Raw genomic sequence first — 15,196 nt, 5'->3', positions numbered from 1 at the left:
CCCTTAGAAGATTAACTTTCTATCGTAACATTTGGATCATGAGTAGGTTGTTCATTTACGACAGAGCCATCTTCTAGACGAAGCCAGGTGTCGAATCCTTCTTGCTCCTGAGTCAGTTGAATGACGCGCGCTCCCCGCATAAATCCTTCTTTACCGTAAGTATTGTAGCCACTTGCCCGCCCGTAGCAAAGCTTAATTCCATGCAAGGTACCACAATAATCGTTGATATGATCATGCCCACAGAAGGTCCCCATCACATCGCCCATCTCAAGCAACGTCGTGAATAATCCTGAGTTGACGGTCGGACAGCATACCTGCTCTAATTTATGTCCATAGCAGACTTGTGTGTCCCACACTTCCTGATATTCAGGAATCGGAATATGGAAGAAAGCAAGCGCCGGAAGTTTATTCGCTGTGCCCTTCGGATTTAGCCGAGAGCTCTCCCCTGCAAGCCAGTTCAATTGATCTCGCTGAATCCAGTTATATCCTGGTACATGCTCAAGATTTGAATAGTCGCCCGAATCAAGGAAATATAGATTAGCTGCTGGATTTCCTGCTGTATCTACAAGTTCAACGGAATAATTCCCATAACCAGATACATCTTTTGGTCCGGACTCCGCTACAACATGTCGATGTGATAATGCCACTTGAATTAATTCTTCACGTGTAATCCTGATTTCCGTATCATGATTTCCGAACACAAAAGCCCATGGACAGCCGCGTTCTTCCACAGTAGACACTGCGTCACGGAATGCCTGTGCTGGATCTTCACATTCAGCTTCTCCAGGCGAAACTGGTGCGGAGTAAATAATATCTCCTGTAAAGACAACCAGATCAGGTTGTTCTACATTCAGAATATTATCCATCAATTCGCGGGTACGTTGATCCTCGGCTCTTCCATCCTTCCAATGAAGATCCGTAAATTGTACCATTTTAAAAGTTCCGTCTTTCTTAAAAGTTAAGTGGCGGTTCATCGTAAGTATCCCCCTTAGTCCTTTGACTCATTTACACGACCTGTTGATTAGTGTGTTATTATGTGGTTTCGAGTTGATTCTACTTCCGATTTCACAATCTGTCAATCCATTTTTTACATTGCGTTAACAATTATATATAGACTATATGTATATAAGAAATCCAACGTATCATACATAAAAAAAGTTGATTCAGACATTAAACTTCAATAAATGATATGCTATTATTTTCGGTCTATCTTGACAAGTATAATAGTGGGGAATAAACTAAGTGAAAACAACATAAAAACACATGGATTTTCAAAAAAAATAACTATATAGTGTATACTTTTGATGTGTATTGTACGAACCATGATCTTTGAAGTAACGCTAACCAACTATAGGAGGAATCATCCTTGTCCTTAACCTATGAAGAACGACGGCAGACAATACTCGCCCAGTTGGATATGGACGGGAAGGTGCAAGTGCATGCTCTGGCCGAGTTATTTAATGTATCTACAGAAACCATAAGACGTGATCTAGACCGATTAGAGAAAGAAGAAAAACTGAGAAAAGTGTATGGCGGAGCAGTTCGGGTTCGTTCCGAAATGATCGAGCCAGTATTTCTAAAACGCTCCCAAATGCAGCGGAATGAGAAGCAAGCTATTGGAAGACTTGCAGCTTCACTTATAGAAGATGGGGAAACAGTGATGTTAGACAACGGTACAACAACGTTGGAAATTATGCGGCAGCTCAAAGATCGTGCCGATGTGACAGTAATTACGAACTCCGTGGTTATTTTGAACTGTGCGTTGGAAGAATTCCAGGGAAAAGTTATATTTGCCGGGGGTGAGGTGAATTTAAGTTATCAAGCTGCAACAGGAATTATCGCACATAGCATGCTGGATCAGTTTAAGGTCAATAAAGCTTTTATATCGGCTGGTGGTGTCTCGCTCTCAGATGGTATTACCGAATATAATCTGGAAGAGGCTTTGTTGTCGCGTAAAATGATGCAACGAGCAGAAGAGTCCATCCTTGTAGTAGATCATTCCAAGTTCGGAGTCACTACCTTTGCCCAAATTGCCCCGATTGAGCAAATTTCCATGATCGTTACCGATCCAGGTTGTTCTCAAGAATGGATTGATGCACTCCGACGATTAGATATTGAGATAATTGTAGGGGAAACATATTAGGAAGCGAATACTTAGAACAACCGTTTTACGTAGACAAAAAAAGGCATTCCCGCAAGCCTTACATTTGGCCTGGGAATGCCCTCCTAGTGTCTTCTTCTATGTATATTTCGATGATTCAGCTAAATGTTAAGCACGCCGCTCCTCTCAACGATAGTCAACCATTGTTTAGCAATAAGATCATGACCGGCAGCCGTTGGATGCACTCCATCCCATAACCAATAAGCTGCATCTACTCTTTGAGCAGCTTCATTAAATAACTCCTGTAACGGAATGTGAACAGCGTTAAATTGTACTGCTAGCTCCCGGACAACGGCTTGATAGTTCTTAATCCGCTCATCCCAAGCCGCCCACTGTTCTACAATCCCACCCGCTTTCAGAATAAATGGCTCACAAAGAATCAATTTCGTGTGAGGTAATACTTCACTGGTCTCTTCAAGTACATGTCGATAAGCTCTCTCAAAACGATCTGTTACTCCACTCGGCTCACCGTTCATTATTCTCCATGCGTCGTTCACACCGATCAGAATACTGATAATGTCAGGGTTCAGACTAATCGCGTCTTCATTCCAACGTGCATATAGATCGGAGATCCGATCACCACTTATTCCCCGGTTATAGAATTGCAAGCCTTTCTCTGCAAACTCATTCCCCAATTTCCCACCAATGATATACGCATAGCTATGTCCTAGAATATGATTAGGATCGTCGTCGCGCCCCCGGTTCCCGTCAGTGATTGAATCTCCTTGAAATAGAATAACTTTGTTGTGATTAGTAGTTGAAGCAGTCATGAATCATCATCCTTTGCTTAAGTTTACTAACAATAAAATTAACATAACATCATATCGAAAGGAATAGCTCATTAGTAAGGTCAATAACAACATAATTTTCAGTAAAGTTAAAAAAAAAAGCCATCCATAGTCAATTGGGATCAGTCCCAATCGACTACAGATGGCGAAAATCAAAAAACTAAATATATTAATCTAGTTTTACAGATTCAAGTGCATAAGTGCCGTCATCTAGAACACTAAATGTAAAAATAGCTGAAGTCCAAGCATTAAAACCACTAAAGCCTTTTGGTGTGTAGAAGTATTGAAATGAGGCAATTGTATCTCTGAACTTTCAAGGTCTGATACTGTCACAGCTTTCAGTGCTTTAGCATAACTACTTACTATAGAGCTCGTATTAGCGGAGACTATATTATCAACTGATTTCTTAAACTTATCTTTATTGTATTGTCTACCTAGAAAGTAATTTTGATTCGTGAAATTGTTATCAGAGGTTTTCTCTGTCACATGACAATAGATTTATGAAATAAAAGATCGAATGAACCTAGTTTTTGCACAGTGTCAATTTCAATTTCGAATATTCCATTATGATTGACATCCGAATAAAAGGAAAGTATCCCGTATTCATTAGTGGGCGATTTTATTGAAAGGCTTGACCTAAACGTCCCGTTATTCTGTAAATTGATTTTCCCTTCAGATAAAAAACCATGGCCATCTTCTATTTGATAAAAAATATAATTTGACTTCAATCCTTTTACTTCCCCTGAGATCGTGAAATCTAATTGAGAGATTACTTCCGGTTTCTCAACAAGTTCAATAATTACTTTATTGCCGCTCTTGCATCCAGTAATAATGAATAGACTGATAAACGCCAACAGTAAGATCTTATTCATTTCGCCTCTAATGTTATATGAAGGACAATGTTTGTTATAAAGAAAATTCCCCCTGTACTCTCTGAGGATTCCAAAGTCACTTCATAATAATAATTATCTCCAAGCATTATTATGGCCGATGCCCCGCTTTCAGACATGTTCTTAAGCTTGATGAACTCTTTTTTTATATCATCGTCCTTTTTGTACTCAGGTGGAACTAAATTAGAAACCTGAGTTGCCACAAATGTTTCAGCGTGTCCTAACCAAGGATGATGTCCTTCAAGAAATGAGTTTACAGTTTCTTCGGTGAGATGCTTAATTTCACCCCTCGAATAAAATGGAATTACATCGATTCTAGCCTCTTCATATTCCTTCAAATCTAATGAGTAAATCGTAGTTACGATTTCACCAACATCCCAATTTAGTTCATCCTGTACATTGTTCAATGTAGGACTTGATTCTTCCGATTGAGTCGGTGTTGAAGCAGGGATTGATTGTTTCATATTTTTAAACTCATTGCTAGAGCTACACGCGACTAATGTTATTAGTAAAATAAAAACGAAACTTAGTTTTTTCACGATACAATCCTTTCCATAATTTTCTTAATATTGTATCATGATTATCCAAAAAAATATCAATATCTAAATTGCACTGCTTATCGTTATTGCTGTTTAAACGTTTCAACATAGGCCTAATATCTTCAAGTACAAAGAGTGAAGATTTTATTTATGTGCTTCCCATTTACATTCCATTACTTCCATCTCACTAAAAATAGCTTCAAAGGAGGATTTTTCAGGACTGCAAGCGTATAATCCCAGTTGGATTTCACCAGATCCCTCAAATAAATGAAAGATACGCATTTGCTTAAAATGCACTCCGTCATATGAATTTTCAATACAAAAATCGCTTTCCCGACGACTTAATCTGTAATACATTATCTTAATATCTGCGCTAATGTCTGTAGTGGCCCAATCAGAATAACCCTTGTTCGTAACCACACTCCCTAACCTTTGAAACTCCTCATTTTCATATTCCATGGCCACCTTAAACCAATTATCACTGTTTTGATAAATAATAATTCCGCATTGGTCATAACGATGTTTACTGTCAAATTGCGTTTTGACTACAAATGAAAAATGCTGTTCTTCTGTCTTCCACAATAAAGCCGGAGCATTATCATTTTTAAAACCATAGTAAGTACGCTGCCAGAAATCGGTTTCAGGGTCCGTTCTAATGATGATCTTATTTTCCTGAATAGAATAAACTGTAGGTTCATGAATCCAAAATAGTTGTTTTGAATCAAATGTCATTTTACGTACCTCCTATTTAGGCTTATAGTTCTATAGCCCCCGTGCTTTTCCCTTCAGAAGTAGATTTCTTCCTCAGAAAAACATTCAACTGCTCTGAAAATAGGAACATCGCCGCTGCACAACCAACCACATAAATTGGAAAGATCCCTACTGTTGAGTTGGTTGCAATTAATCCGAAAAGTGGAGGAATCAATGTCGTTCCCGTATAAGCTAAAGCCATTTGGTATCCCATGATGCTCTGTGAGTGCTTTCTTCCAAAGCGTACAGGCGTTTCATGCAGCATGCACGGATAAATAGGAGCAAGACCCAGTCCTATGATCATAAAACCGACAAGTGAAAAAATGGACGGTAATGGCAGAAGTAGAAGCAATGCGCCGCTAAGGGCGATGATCTGTCCTCCCCGAATGAGCATACGGTTACTGATCTTGAATGTAATAAATCCGGCGATAAATCGACCCGCAGTGATCCCCCCGTAATAAAGGGAAACCCATTGGGCTGCTACTGATGCAGGTAAATCTTTTACATTCACCAGAAAGCTGCTTCCCCACAAGCCTACGGTAGCTTCAACACCGCTAAAGAAGAATAAAGACACTAAAGCCAGCTTGACCCCTTTTATTTGCAATGGTTTTACTGATTCGATAGAACTGTCCTCAAAAGCATCGATTCCATCTTTTCCATCCTCAATTGAAGTAACATTGCTGATCCTCTCTACTCGTTTCCATAGTGGAAGCGTCAAAGCAAGAATGATCACGAGTCCAAACTGAATCATGGAAACCGTAGAGTACCCATGTCTCCAACCGTTTTGCCCCGAAATAAATTGAGCCATAATGACAGGACCAAGTGTAGCCCCTACTCCCCAGAAACAATGTAACCAGTTCATATGATGTGCTTTATAATTTGCAGCAACGTAGTTGTTGAGCCCCGCATCTACAGAACCTGCTCCTAATCCAAGAGGAATAGCGCAGAGAAATAACCATACAAAGGAAGGAGCGAAAGCAAAACCTAATAATGCAACTGCGGTCATAATGCAGCTCACCAGTGTAACTTTGCCCGTTCCAAATCGTTTCAATATTGCTCCACTTGTCAAACTAGATACGATGGTACCCGCAGCGATGACCATAAACAGCCAACCAGCCATCTCCAGTGGTGCTCCCAGTTCAGATTGCATCACGGGCCATGCAGAACCTAACATGGAATCAGGTAATCCCAAGCTAATGAAAGCCAAGTAAATAATAATTAAAAAGAAAGTAGCCATAATGTTCAATCATTCTCCTCGTTGTTTGTTCATACTTAATCCAGAAATCATCAGGTCAAGCCCCAGGCTCTGTAATCCGGATAAATAATCTTGTTGCCAGTCACTTATTACAAGCTCTGGAAGATGCTCTCCCGGAATATATAGGCCACTCTTACCCGCAATTTGTTTGATTGCAGAATCGTCTATTTCCTCGTGATTAAAAATAATAGTGTGAGGGTTAATTACGGCGGAGAACGTTGCTACCAACCGACTAATCGCGTCAACTTTTTGGCTTTGTAAAGCTTCCGAGAAATTCCGATCATCATATTGCGGAACAAAGGATACCTCCCCTGAGAAAAATGTGCTCCCTCGCACTAGGTTCCCATTGACGATAATACCGGCCCCTGGACCATTCTGACCAAGATACAAATAGATCAAGGACGAATTATCTTTACTCTTGTTGCTATTGTGATACCCCAGAACCGCAGCGTTCATATCATTCTCCACGACAACTGGAATGGAAAAGTGGTCCTCAAAATGCCCTTTTAAATCAAATTGATCAAATGGCTTATAGCAAGGTATATAAATGATCTGACCATTCTTGACCGAACCGGGTACGCCAATTGCAATAGAACGGATTTTTGGATGTTTCTCCACAATCTCTTCAATGTGTTTAGTTACACTCTGCACGTCCTCCATTAGGACACTCGGAGTCTTCCCCTGTTCTACTAATTCTCCCAGACAATTAAATACCGTATAGTTGGTTTCATTCCTCTCCAAAAATATAGCTAATCCCAGCATAAATTCTGGGTTATATCTATATCTCTTAGCTCTTCTCCCACCGCTTGAATCGTCAATCCCGGATAACGTAATCTCCCCTTCCCTCTCCATCTGAGAGAGGAACTTACTAATGGTTGGGAAACTGATTCCTAGCTTTTGACTTAGTTCAACTTTTGTTGCATCTCCTAGCTCTAAAAGAGCGGAGCGAACGTTTTGAAAGATCATTTTCTTCATATCTTTTGGATTGGTCAATAAATCACTCATAGATCTTATCACCTCTTCAAGCAACTTATTTAACGCGTTTAATATGTAACACGATGATATCAGAAACAGATTTTAGAAGCAATGAAATTATGGTTGTTTATGATAATTTATTATGATTGAATTGCATTTATCATTGCTTTAGCTATCAGGCTCTGCTACTATAACGATAGTTATTAAATACGTTTAATAAGCATAAAACACGCTGAAGCGATATACGAGAGGAATGATTTATCACCATGAAAACAGAAAAACAAAAAATGTTAGATGGAGAACTATATATTGCCGCTGATCCTGAGTTAACGAAAGAAAGAGAACATGCCAGAAGAATTACAAGAGTCTATAATCAGACGGCGGAGACCGATAATGAACTGCGTACAAAGTTGCTCAAAGAACTGTTTGGATCAACAGGTAACAATCTGTACATGGAACCCAATATCCGCTTTGATTACGGATACAACATCTATGTAGGTGAAAATTTCTATGCTAATTTTGATTGCACGATCTTGGATGTCTGTGAGGTACACATTGGAGATAACTGCCTCATTGGTCCAGGCGTTCATATTTATACAGCATCTCATCCACTCAACCCATTCGAACGAAGCGCTGGACCGGAATACGGCAAACCAGTAACGATCGGGAACAATGTATGGATAGGTGGTCGTGCAGTGATTAATCCGGGTGTTAACATTGGCAATAATGTCGTTATCGCTTCTGGAGCGGTGGTTACCAAGGATGTACCTGATAATATGATTGTTGGTGGCAATCCAGCCAAAATCATTAAACAAATCGAACTATAAAATTATAGATTACAAAAACAAGCGATAATCATCCTTAGTAAACCTTTAAGGCGATTATCGCTTGTTTATGATTTATTCAACCGATTCAACATCACAATAGTACCTTCTCATTGCTGCCGCTAGACCTGAACGCAACAAAGCTCACATTCATTTGTCAGGATGTGTCGTATAATAAGATTTGCCTTTTTTCTATTTACATAAAATACCATGGAGGAGACCTACTGATGATGTGGAAGGACAAGTATACGCTCGGCGTTGACTTGATCGACAAGCAACATATGGAACTGTTTGAGCGAGTCGAAAGCTTTTTGCTCGTACTTCGCTCTAAAGAACCGTGGGAGCATAAGGTTCAGAAGGTGAAGGAAACACTTGAATTTATGAAGGAGTACGTAGTGAAGCATTTTCACGACGAAGAGTGCTATCAGAGAAGTGTAGGTTACCCCGATTGTAATCGACATTGTGAGATCCATGCGGAATTTACCTCCGAGGTTCAGGAATTCGTGAAATTGTTCGAGGCACAGGGCTATGAGGAACCTCTCGTGCAGAAATTCGCAGGCAAGCTGGTTGCCTGGTTGATTAACCACGTGGCCGCCACCGACCAGAAGATTGCCGATTATATCCACCGGTTGGAGGTAGAAGTATGACGGATTTGACCCATCCTTTTTTCAAGGCAACCCAGGAAGTGTTTCGACTGATGCTCGATCTAGACATTAAGAAGACGCCACCGGAGCAGCTTTCAGAGTTGAAGAATAAGGCCGTAAACGTCAGTATCGGAATCATCGGCGATTTGGAAGGAAAGATTGAATATTGCATACCTGAGAGCATAACTCTGGAAATTGTCCGAATTCTCTCTGGAATGGAGATGAAGGAGCTAGATGATTTCGTCACCTCGGCCATTTCCGAGGTCGTGAACATCATTAGCGGCAATGCAATGACCGGCTTGTTCGATCACCAGGTACAATGCGATATCCAGCCGCCATCCATCGAATATACCGATACATGCACTATTCAGAACAAATCAGACAAAGTACTCACGCTTGAAACCAGCATCGGTCAGCTTCATGTCGACATTCAGCTTGTAAGAAAAGTCGCATAACATAAATAGCGATTCTCTTAAGAGAATCGCGTAGAAGTATCCTTTGGATGCACAGTTTGCCGGGAAGCCCACGTCTTTTAGACAGAGGGTTTCTTTTTTTTATTCGTATTTTTCTATATCGTTTCTTTAATCTGATAGTTAACCCAATCTCGGAATGAGAGAATCCATTCAGCCTCCCGTGGATAGCTACTAAATGTTATTGATTCATGATACCTTGCCTCCAATGCTTCAATGACGTATGGTCTACCATAAACTCCTTCTGGAGCTTAAAGGATCGTTCAGCTTTTGAGACGTTTCTCTTAATCTACTAAAAGTTAAGGCTACGACACAGTTATATGTCGTAGCCTTATTAATTACTTACTTATCTTTCACCGCTCGATTTGGACTCTGCTATTATTTAAGTAGTTTACTTTACAACTTCAATTACTAGATTATCCAGCATGAAGTCCTTGTATCCATTGAAATCTTCCTGAGAACCCTCAACACCTTGTGTATCCGCAGGCTTATCCGTCGAATAGATGCCGAACCAGCTTTGACCTGATGGGTCGCCTGTCAACGTAAAGGAATACTTTCCTGATTTCGCATTTTTATCAGGATTTGCAGTCGATTTTAGCTCCGTCTTTGTAAGCACGCCGCTTTCTTCAAATGGGGCATTCCCTGTTACAACAGCATAAGTTCCATCCGTTCCTGCCTCATAATCAAACGTAATTTTATAAGTTACGCCTGGAGAGAACTTGAAGTTTTGAGGAATGGTCTGGTACACAAGTGTGTCCCCTTCTGTTAAGCCATTCGTTTTTAATGACCATTTGCCGCTAATCACATCGCTAACTGTTTTTTGGTTCCATCCTCTTTGTGTGTAAGGGGCATGCAGTTCAGCTAAATGTGTACGATTATCCTCTACACCCTCAATATTACCGATTACAAATGGATAAATCCCCTGAGCTACATTTTCAAAATCCTGAACAAATTGAGTGGTGTTAACTTTATTCTGAGCGTTGTTTTCAACAATTCGAATATCATCAAAATAGGTTGCGCCACTGCCAGCTACTCTAGAAAGCGTCAATTTTACATTGGATACATCCGTACCTGTTTCAAAGTATACGTACATGTTTTGGAAATAGCTTGTTCCATTCACGGTAGACGTCATTTGCCCATCCTCTTTGGCTTGCTCTGTTCCTAACGTATTATGTGCATAGGCTCTCACATAGTTTTTCGCAATCGATTTCCCCGTACTATTGACAAATTTCTCGGTTCCTGTCGTAATGCTCAGCCCTGCGCCCATCTCACTTCGATTATCTACACCTACATATGCAGCGTATTTCGTATTTGGTTTTAAATCGGTTAATTTTTGCGTTACGTATACATCTTTTTTACTATCCTTGATGGTCAGCATGTTATTACTGCCTTCACTCTTCGTAATGCTCACAGCATCCTTATCACCAATCATATTCCAATTCCCCAAAGAACCGCTATTGAAGCCTGCATCTACAATGTGCATTCCTTCGCTCCAGTTCACTGCTTTATTGGATTGTTCTGATTTTAAAATCACATATGGCGTGGAAGCTTTGGCATTCAACGTAATCACACCATTCTCGATCGTTACAGTTTTCATATTTTCCTTGCCAAGCTCTGTTAATTCATATACTTTAACATCACCACTCCAGCCAGCTGGAACCTTCCAATTCGTTACGCCGCCCTTTGTATTCCAGTGATATAGTTTTTGCTGATCTGCAGGCAATGGTGTGCCATTGCTATCCCAGAACCATGGAATAAGGTATTTCTCATCTCCTGGTTGACCTTCAAAAATAGATTTATCATTAAACATCATTGTTCTAGTACGATAATCATCTTTATTATTCGCAAAATCATTTGATTTACGAGTAATCGTTAACGTATTTTCCTTCGCATCATCCTGCAGCACAGCCTTCATACCTGGCACCCATGAATACGTCTCTTTGTTATCCGTCATTTGAACGGGCTCTCCATCTTCCCATTGCATCACTTTATAATGCTGAGAAAATTTCACTGGAAGATTGACTGCGAACAGATTATTCATATAAGCATGGTAGTCGCTTCGACCTTGCCAACCTTCAAAGTCCTTCATGCTATAACCACCAAGTAGCGGGGCGTCGGCATCACCGCCATAAGAAGGATAGTTACCAATCCAAGCATCCTTTTCATGGTTTCGGATAAACCGAGTCATGGTACTATTAATTCCTTTTAACGTATATCCACCATAAGTTAAGTCAGCGGCCCAATGCTGGAAGGTCGAATCATATTCGTTAGCAAAGCCCCATTCACTTCCTACGCGCCATCCAAGTGTATTAATTTCTTTGGTTAATTGGCGACTTGGCCAGGATGAATTATCACCCGATTGTCCATTTCCCCACACGTCTACATAAATGAAATCCAAATCATTTTGTGCTCCGCCAAGCTCATCATAGAAATCCTTAAAACGTTGATCTCGACCATTTCTCAGGTCATAATCTGCATCGATGTTAATTCCCTGATCAATCCAGTTCCAGCCATACTTATACGTGCCATCAGCATTTTTTAACAATCTAGATTCTTCAAAATATTTAGATTCTGGATAGGTCTCACTCGCATTCACATGAACACCAAAGCCTGCACCGTATTCCTTACCCTTTGCAAGCAACGTCTTCATATCCTCAGCACCGCCGATGCGCTGTCCAATGTCCGCATAATTCAGGTGACCTGAATCATGCCCTTCACTTCCATAGCCCTTCAGCAGGATTGACTGTCCAAGGCCATCCGTATTTAAGTACACCTTTTTCACGCCATCTAGCGCCATTAGGAACGGGTTTTGAGCTTGACCTCCGAAATTCATACTAATACGATACGCTACCAAATCAGGTACCTTCTCAGCACCTAACGGTGTGTTCATAATTTGTCTGAAGGCAATGGCACCATCTTGCCAGTCGATTTTATGGTCTCCATTAGCATCAGGCGTAATGATAACCTTTGCTGAAGGCATTTCATCAAACGGCATCACCGTTCCATCCGCGTATTCAATGGTTCCATCTTCCTTACGATATTCCGCGCCTTTTTGATAAGTCCAGAACGTACTGCTTAAACCCACGGTCTTTTCTCCAGCAAACACAGATGCTGAGGCTGTAATACGCTGTGCGTCTCTTTTCGCAGCAGCAGATGTGATGGGATCTGTTTTACTTGCCAAATTATTCTCTGAGTTCGTCCAAATACTTGCACTGAGATCCTCATTCGATAAAATTGCATATAAATAACCTTGTTTTGCTTCTTTGCTCACATCAAGACTCGAATCTACCCTTACTTCACGATCGCCATTGATATGGGTATTGGTTGACATCCTTGCTCCATTTAAAACAGCGCCAGACTGACTGCTGTTTACCGAAATCAGATTCTGATTTGGAATTTCAATGGTTTTCACAATTTCATGATCAACAATATTCGTAATATTGAATTCTAATATGTTATCTTTAACAACAAATTCGGCCGTAATGACAGCATCAATCTTGTTATCCTTATGAGCATCATTCTTCAATTTCATTTCATATACGATTTTGTTACCTGTAATTTGAGCTGTAACGATAGGCTTCACAGGAACATCATTAATCACAACGGTATCTAGCGGAGCCTTCTGCCCCAAAAAGGTTTTTCCCTTCCCCTCACCTGTTTTCAATGTGTACTCAATTACTCGAGGGAAATTCCTATCCACAAGGACACTCATTTGCTGTGATTGAATGACAGTTTGTGCTGAAGTGATTGCGGTTTGATTCGTTTGAACAGCATTATTAGCTTCCTCTGCCATCGTTTTTGGAACAATTCCAAACCATGTAGAACATACCATACAACTTACAAGAAGCATGGCCGCTGCTTTTTTGCTTTTGTTCATAGAAACTATCATACGCTACTCTCCTCTTGTTGATATTTTTGGTAAGCGTTTGCATTCCTTTGTTTGCATATTTCTGCAATCGCTTCCATTGTTTAAGCACATCCCCACCTTATCTCACGGGTACCTTTCTAAGCAACATACATATTGCTCTATATTTTAGATATGTTGTTTTCGTATCCTTATAGCTCTCCAATTCTAAAAATAGGTATATTCAAGAAATCCTTCGGATCCCCCCCTCAAAATGCAGGGGTTCTACGGCCATCAAATGTGCAATGCACACCTTTCTTGATTAACTAAAATTACTAAATAACTAATTGATAATCCAACAATCCAAAATAGAAAAAAAGAAGCCTTATAAATCAAGGCTTCTCCGGTTTGAATCTGTAATGCGGTCAAGAGGACTCGAACCTCCACGTCATTGCTGACACTAGAACCTGAATCTAGCGCGTCTGCCAATTCCGCCATGACCGCATATTTCTTAGCTTTAGAGGATGTTCTCTTCCGCAGCGACAAGTAATATAATATCACGCAGCAATAAGAGAGTCAATAAAATTCTAATTATTTTTCATTTGATTTTATCAAAAAGAATCCCTTTAACCAGAGGTAAAGGGATTCTTTCGTATCTTAATTTATCGCTACCCACTAATCCAAAACATCATCAATCCAGCGGTGATACTCTTGGCTCCTTCGAAGGACGAATATCATAATTACGATCTAATTTCACAACATTTCGATTTGGTCTTCTAATTAGTACTTGAGTGTCGTCCCAAGCGACAACGATACCTCGAATATCATTAGCTTCGATTGCATCGCGGACGACTCTTACCTTCTCACCGGATAGTCGGTAGGCGTTCAATTGCTCATCTGATATCATGGATATCTCCCTCCTTTACTCTTATCTCAAAGAAGGACTCCGCGATTAACCTCGGCGGAGTCCACTGTATAATATGATACTTAAGCCCTTTAAATGGAATGAGCTTTTACCTAATTAACGCTGTGCATGTTCCTTACTATCGTTTGTTTCGAACCAAAAATCAAGCACCTTTGCTGACATCACTCGTTGTTCCAGATACCCTACCTGCTGAGGGCTGAACTGATCCTTCCAAGGTACAGACAGTTCCTCACATAATCCCGCAATCGTTAATAGCTGCGACCAGGCAACATAACGTTTATACCAGAAGAACTGAGGATGCTCAAGCATATAGGGATAAAGGTCATCAAACTCCGTATGTTTACAGTCCAAAGCACGTTCGAAAGTAACCTTTGCGTCGGCTAATTTAGAAATGAAAAATTCCGTGTTTACTGCTGGTTCATTTCCCATTCATATGCCTCCTCTCCTAGTAATCATAATTATAACTAAAAAATGAATACCTGCAAAGGAGTGTTACAAAAATCGTACATTATTTATTCATCAGCGAATGTGATCTTGCCACCTTCTAATGAAGAAATGACTGCAAGTGATTCAAGCCGAATTCCTAGCTCACGAATCGCTTGTGCACCAGGTTGAAAAGCTTTCTCCACCACAATCCCAGCCCCAACCAGCTCAGCTCCAGAACGCCCAATAATTTTGATCAACCCACGTGCAGCATCCCCGTTGGCAATGATATCATCGATGAACAAAATTCGATCATTCTCTGAAATAAACTCACGTGAAATCAAAATATCGGTTACGATCCCCTTTGTGAATGACGGTACCCGTTCGCACAACATATCCGCCTCCGCAAGAAGTGTCTTCTTCCGCCGAGCAAAAATCAATGGAACTCCTAATTCATAAGCTGTCGCAAATGCGATTGAAATACCCGATGATTCTACCGTCACTACCCGCGTCACACCGTCATTACGAAACCGCTCTGCAAACTCCTTACCTAATTCCATCATCAATTGTGGGTCCACCTGGTGGTTCAGAAGTGCATCCAGCTTCAGCACCTGATCCGAGACAACCACACCATCTTTCACAATTCTTTGCTTTAATTTCTCCATATTTTGATATCCTCCCTAATACAAATGCATCCATCAACAAATC

At 40.5% G+C, this 15,196-nt stretch carries 15 protein-coding genes and 1 tRNA gene; 4 read left to right on the top strand and 12 right to left on the bottom strand.

The window, feature by feature from the left end:
• Positions 1–11 precede the first annotated feature (11 nt).
• Complete coding sequence (locus tag IEW05_RS05390) at positions 12–974, bottom strand: metallophosphoesterase family protein (RefSeq protein ID WP_188536553.1); 963 nt, start codon at positions 972–974, stop codon at positions 12–14.
• Positions 975–1,366: 392 nt separating this feature from the next.
• On the opposite strand from IEW05_RS05390, the gene IEW05_RS05385 reads away from it, so the two are divergent.
• A complete protein-coding gene (locus IEW05_RS05385; RefSeq protein ID WP_188536551.1) occupies positions 1,367–2,143 on the top strand; it encodes a DeoR/GlpR family DNA-binding transcription regulator in 777 nt (258 codons plus the stop codon).
• 119 nt (positions 2,144–2,262) lie between these two features.
• Here IEW05_RS05385 and IEW05_RS05380 read toward each other — a convergent pair whose 3' ends face one another.
• The 6 genes from IEW05_RS05380 to IEW05_RS05355 all read right to left on the bottom strand — a co-directional run bounded on the left by IEW05_RS05380 (position 2,263) and on the right by IEW05_RS05355 (position 7,388).
• Positions 2,263–2,931, bottom strand: coding sequence for an SGNH/GDSL hydrolase family protein (locus tag IEW05_RS05380; protein ID WP_188536549.1), 669 nt, complete (start codon positions 2,929–2,931; stop codon positions 2,263–2,265).
• 500 nt (positions 2,932–3,431) lie between these two features.
• On the bottom strand, positions 3,432–3,821 hold the full coding sequence (locus IEW05_RS05375; protein WP_188536547.1) for a hypothetical protein: 390 nt from the start codon (positions 3,819–3,821) through the stop codon (positions 3,432–3,434).
• Positions 3,818–4,303, bottom strand: a complete 486-nt coding sequence (locus IEW05_RS05370; RefSeq protein WP_188536545.1) for a hypothetical protein — start codon at positions 4,301–4,303, stop codon at positions 3,818–3,820. Before IEW05_RS05370 ends, IEW05_RS05375 begins: the two co-directional genes overlap by 4 nt.
• Before the next feature lie 219 nt (positions 4,304–4,522).
• The gene (locus IEW05_RS05365; protein ID WP_188536543.1) at positions 4,523–5,110 is read right to left on the bottom strand and encodes a DUF1349 domain-containing protein; all 588 of its coding nucleotides are present in this window, start codon (positions 5,108–5,110) and stop codon (positions 4,523–4,525) included.
• 22 nt (positions 5,111–5,132) lie between these two features.
• Positions 5,133–6,365, bottom strand: a complete 1,233-nt coding sequence (locus IEW05_RS05360; RefSeq protein WP_188536541.1) for an MFS transporter — start codon at positions 6,363–6,365, stop codon at positions 5,133–5,135.
• Between the two features lie 9 nt (positions 6,366–6,374).
• The gene (locus IEW05_RS05355) at positions 6,375–7,388 is read right to left on the bottom strand and encodes an ROK family transcriptional regulator (RefSeq protein WP_188536539.1); all 1,014 of its coding nucleotides are present in this window, start codon (positions 7,386–7,388) and stop codon (positions 6,375–6,377) included.
• 236 nt (positions 7,389–7,624) lie between these two features.
• On the opposite strand from IEW05_RS05355, the gene IEW05_RS05350 reads away from it, so the two are divergent.
• From IEW05_RS05350 to IEW05_RS05340, 3 genes are all read left to right on the top strand, one after another.
• Positions 7,625–8,185, top strand: coding sequence for a sugar O-acetyltransferase (locus tag IEW05_RS05350; protein WP_188536537.1), 561 nt, complete (start codon positions 7,625–7,627; stop codon positions 8,183–8,185).
• A gap of 224 nt (positions 8,186–8,409) precedes the next feature.
• Positions 8,410–8,829: a bacteriohemerythrin gene (locus IEW05_RS05345; RefSeq protein WP_188536535.1), complete on the top strand. Its 420-nt coding sequence runs from the start codon at positions 8,410–8,412 to the stop codon at positions 8,827–8,829.
• Complete coding sequence (locus tag IEW05_RS05340; protein ID WP_188536533.1) at positions 8,826–9,281, top strand: chemotaxis protein CheX; 456 nt, start codon at positions 8,826–8,828, stop codon at positions 9,279–9,281. Before IEW05_RS05345 ends, IEW05_RS05340 begins: the two co-directional genes overlap by 4 nt.
• Before the next feature lie 406 nt (positions 9,282–9,687).
• Here the strand turns inward: IEW05_RS05340 and IEW05_RS05335 are convergent, their stop codons facing one another.
• The 5 genes from IEW05_RS05335 to IEW05_RS05315 form a co-directional block, all read right to left on the bottom strand.
• Positions 9,688–13,185 carry an endo-alpha-N-acetylgalactosaminidase family protein gene (locus tag IEW05_RS05335; protein WP_188536531.1) on the bottom strand — a complete coding sequence of 1,166 codons (3,498 nt, stop codon included), beginning with the start codon at positions 13,183–13,185 and terminating at the stop codon, positions 9,688–9,690.
• Positions 13,186–13,560: 375 nt separating this feature from the next.
• Positions 13,561–13,644, bottom strand: a tRNA-Leu gene (locus tag IEW05_RS05330).
• Positions 13,645–13,831: 187 nt separating this feature from the next.
• Positions 13,832–14,047, bottom strand: a complete 216-nt coding sequence (locus IEW05_RS05325) for a hypothetical protein (RefSeq protein WP_188536529.1) — start codon at positions 14,045–14,047, stop codon at positions 13,832–13,834.
• A 114-nt stretch (positions 14,048–14,161) separates the two neighbouring features.
• Positions 14,162–14,494: a hypothetical protein gene (locus IEW05_RS05320; RefSeq protein ID WP_188536528.1), complete on the bottom strand. Its 333-nt coding sequence runs from the start codon at positions 14,492–14,494 to the stop codon at positions 14,162–14,164.
• An 83-nt stretch (positions 14,495–14,577) separates the two neighbouring features.
• On the bottom strand, positions 14,578–15,153 hold the full coding sequence (locus IEW05_RS05315) for a xanthine phosphoribosyltransferase (protein ID WP_188536526.1): 576 nt from the start codon (positions 15,151–15,153) through the stop codon (positions 14,578–14,580).
• Positions 15,154–15,196 lie beyond the last annotated feature (43 nt).

This window comes from Paenibacillus segetis, assembly GCF_014639155.1.
Classification (GTDB): Bacteria; Bacillota; Bacilli; order Paenibacillales; family Paenibacillaceae; genus Fontibacillus; species Fontibacillus segetis.
Note: the sequence above shows the minus strand (reverse complement) of the source record. Positions and strands in the feature narration are given on the sequence as shown.

What these genes read in the sequence shown, in the direction of transcription:
- IEW05_RS05365 (WP_188536543.1), bottom strand. Translation starts at nt 5,110, where the DNA reads ATGACATTTGATTCAAAACAACTATTTTGGATTCATGAACCTACAGTT.
- IEW05_RS05360 (WP_188536541.1), bottom strand. Translation starts at nt 6,365, where the DNA reads ATGGCTACTTTCTTTTTAATTATTATTTACTTGGCTTTCATTAGCTTG.
- IEW05_RS05375 (WP_188536547.1), bottom strand. Translation starts at nt 3,821, where the DNA reads ATGAATAAGATCTTACTGTTGGCGTTTATCAGTCTATTCATTATTACT.
- IEW05_RS05345 (WP_188536535.1), top strand. Translation starts at nt 8,410, where the DNA reads ATGATGTGGAAGGACAAGTATACGCTCGGCGTTGACTTGATCGACAAG.
- IEW05_RS05335 (WP_188536531.1), bottom strand. Translation starts at nt 13,185, where the DNA reads ATGATAGTTTCTATGAACAAAAGCAAAAAAGCAGCGGCCATGCTTCTT.
- IEW05_RS05340 (WP_188536533.1), top strand. Translation starts at nt 8,826, where the DNA reads ATGACGGATTTGACCCATCCTTTTTTCAAGGCAACCCAGGAAGTGTTT.
- IEW05_RS05355 (WP_188536539.1), bottom strand. Translation starts at nt 7,388, where the DNA reads ATGAGTGATTTATTGACCAATCCAAAAGATATGAAGAAAATGATCTTT.
- IEW05_RS05325 (WP_188536529.1), bottom strand. Translation starts at nt 14,047, where the DNA reads ATGATATCAGATGAGCAATTGAACGCCTACCGACTATCCGGTGAGAAG.
- IEW05_RS05390 (WP_188536553.1), bottom strand. Translation starts at nt 974, where the DNA reads ATGAACCGCCACTTAACTTTTAAGAAAGACGGAACTTTTAAAATGGTA.
- IEW05_RS05315 (WP_188536526.1), bottom strand. Translation starts at nt 15,153, where the DNA reads ATGGAGAAATTAAAGCAAAGAATTGTGAAAGATGGTGTGGTTGTCTCG.
- IEW05_RS05320 (WP_188536528.1), bottom strand. Translation starts at nt 14,494, where the DNA reads ATGGGAAATGAACCAGCAGTAAACACGGAATTTTTCATTTCTAAATTA.
- IEW05_RS05350 (WP_188536537.1), top strand. Translation starts at nt 7,625, where the DNA reads ATGAAAACAGAAAAACAAAAAATGTTAGATGGAGAACTATATATTGCC.
- IEW05_RS05380 (WP_188536549.1), bottom strand. Translation starts at nt 2,931, where the DNA reads ATGACTGCTTCAACTACTAATCACAACAAAGTTATTCTATTTCAAGGA.
- IEW05_RS05370 (WP_188536545.1), bottom strand. Translation starts at nt 4,303, where the DNA reads ATGAAACAATCAATCCCTGCTTCAACACCGACTCAATCGGAAGAATCA.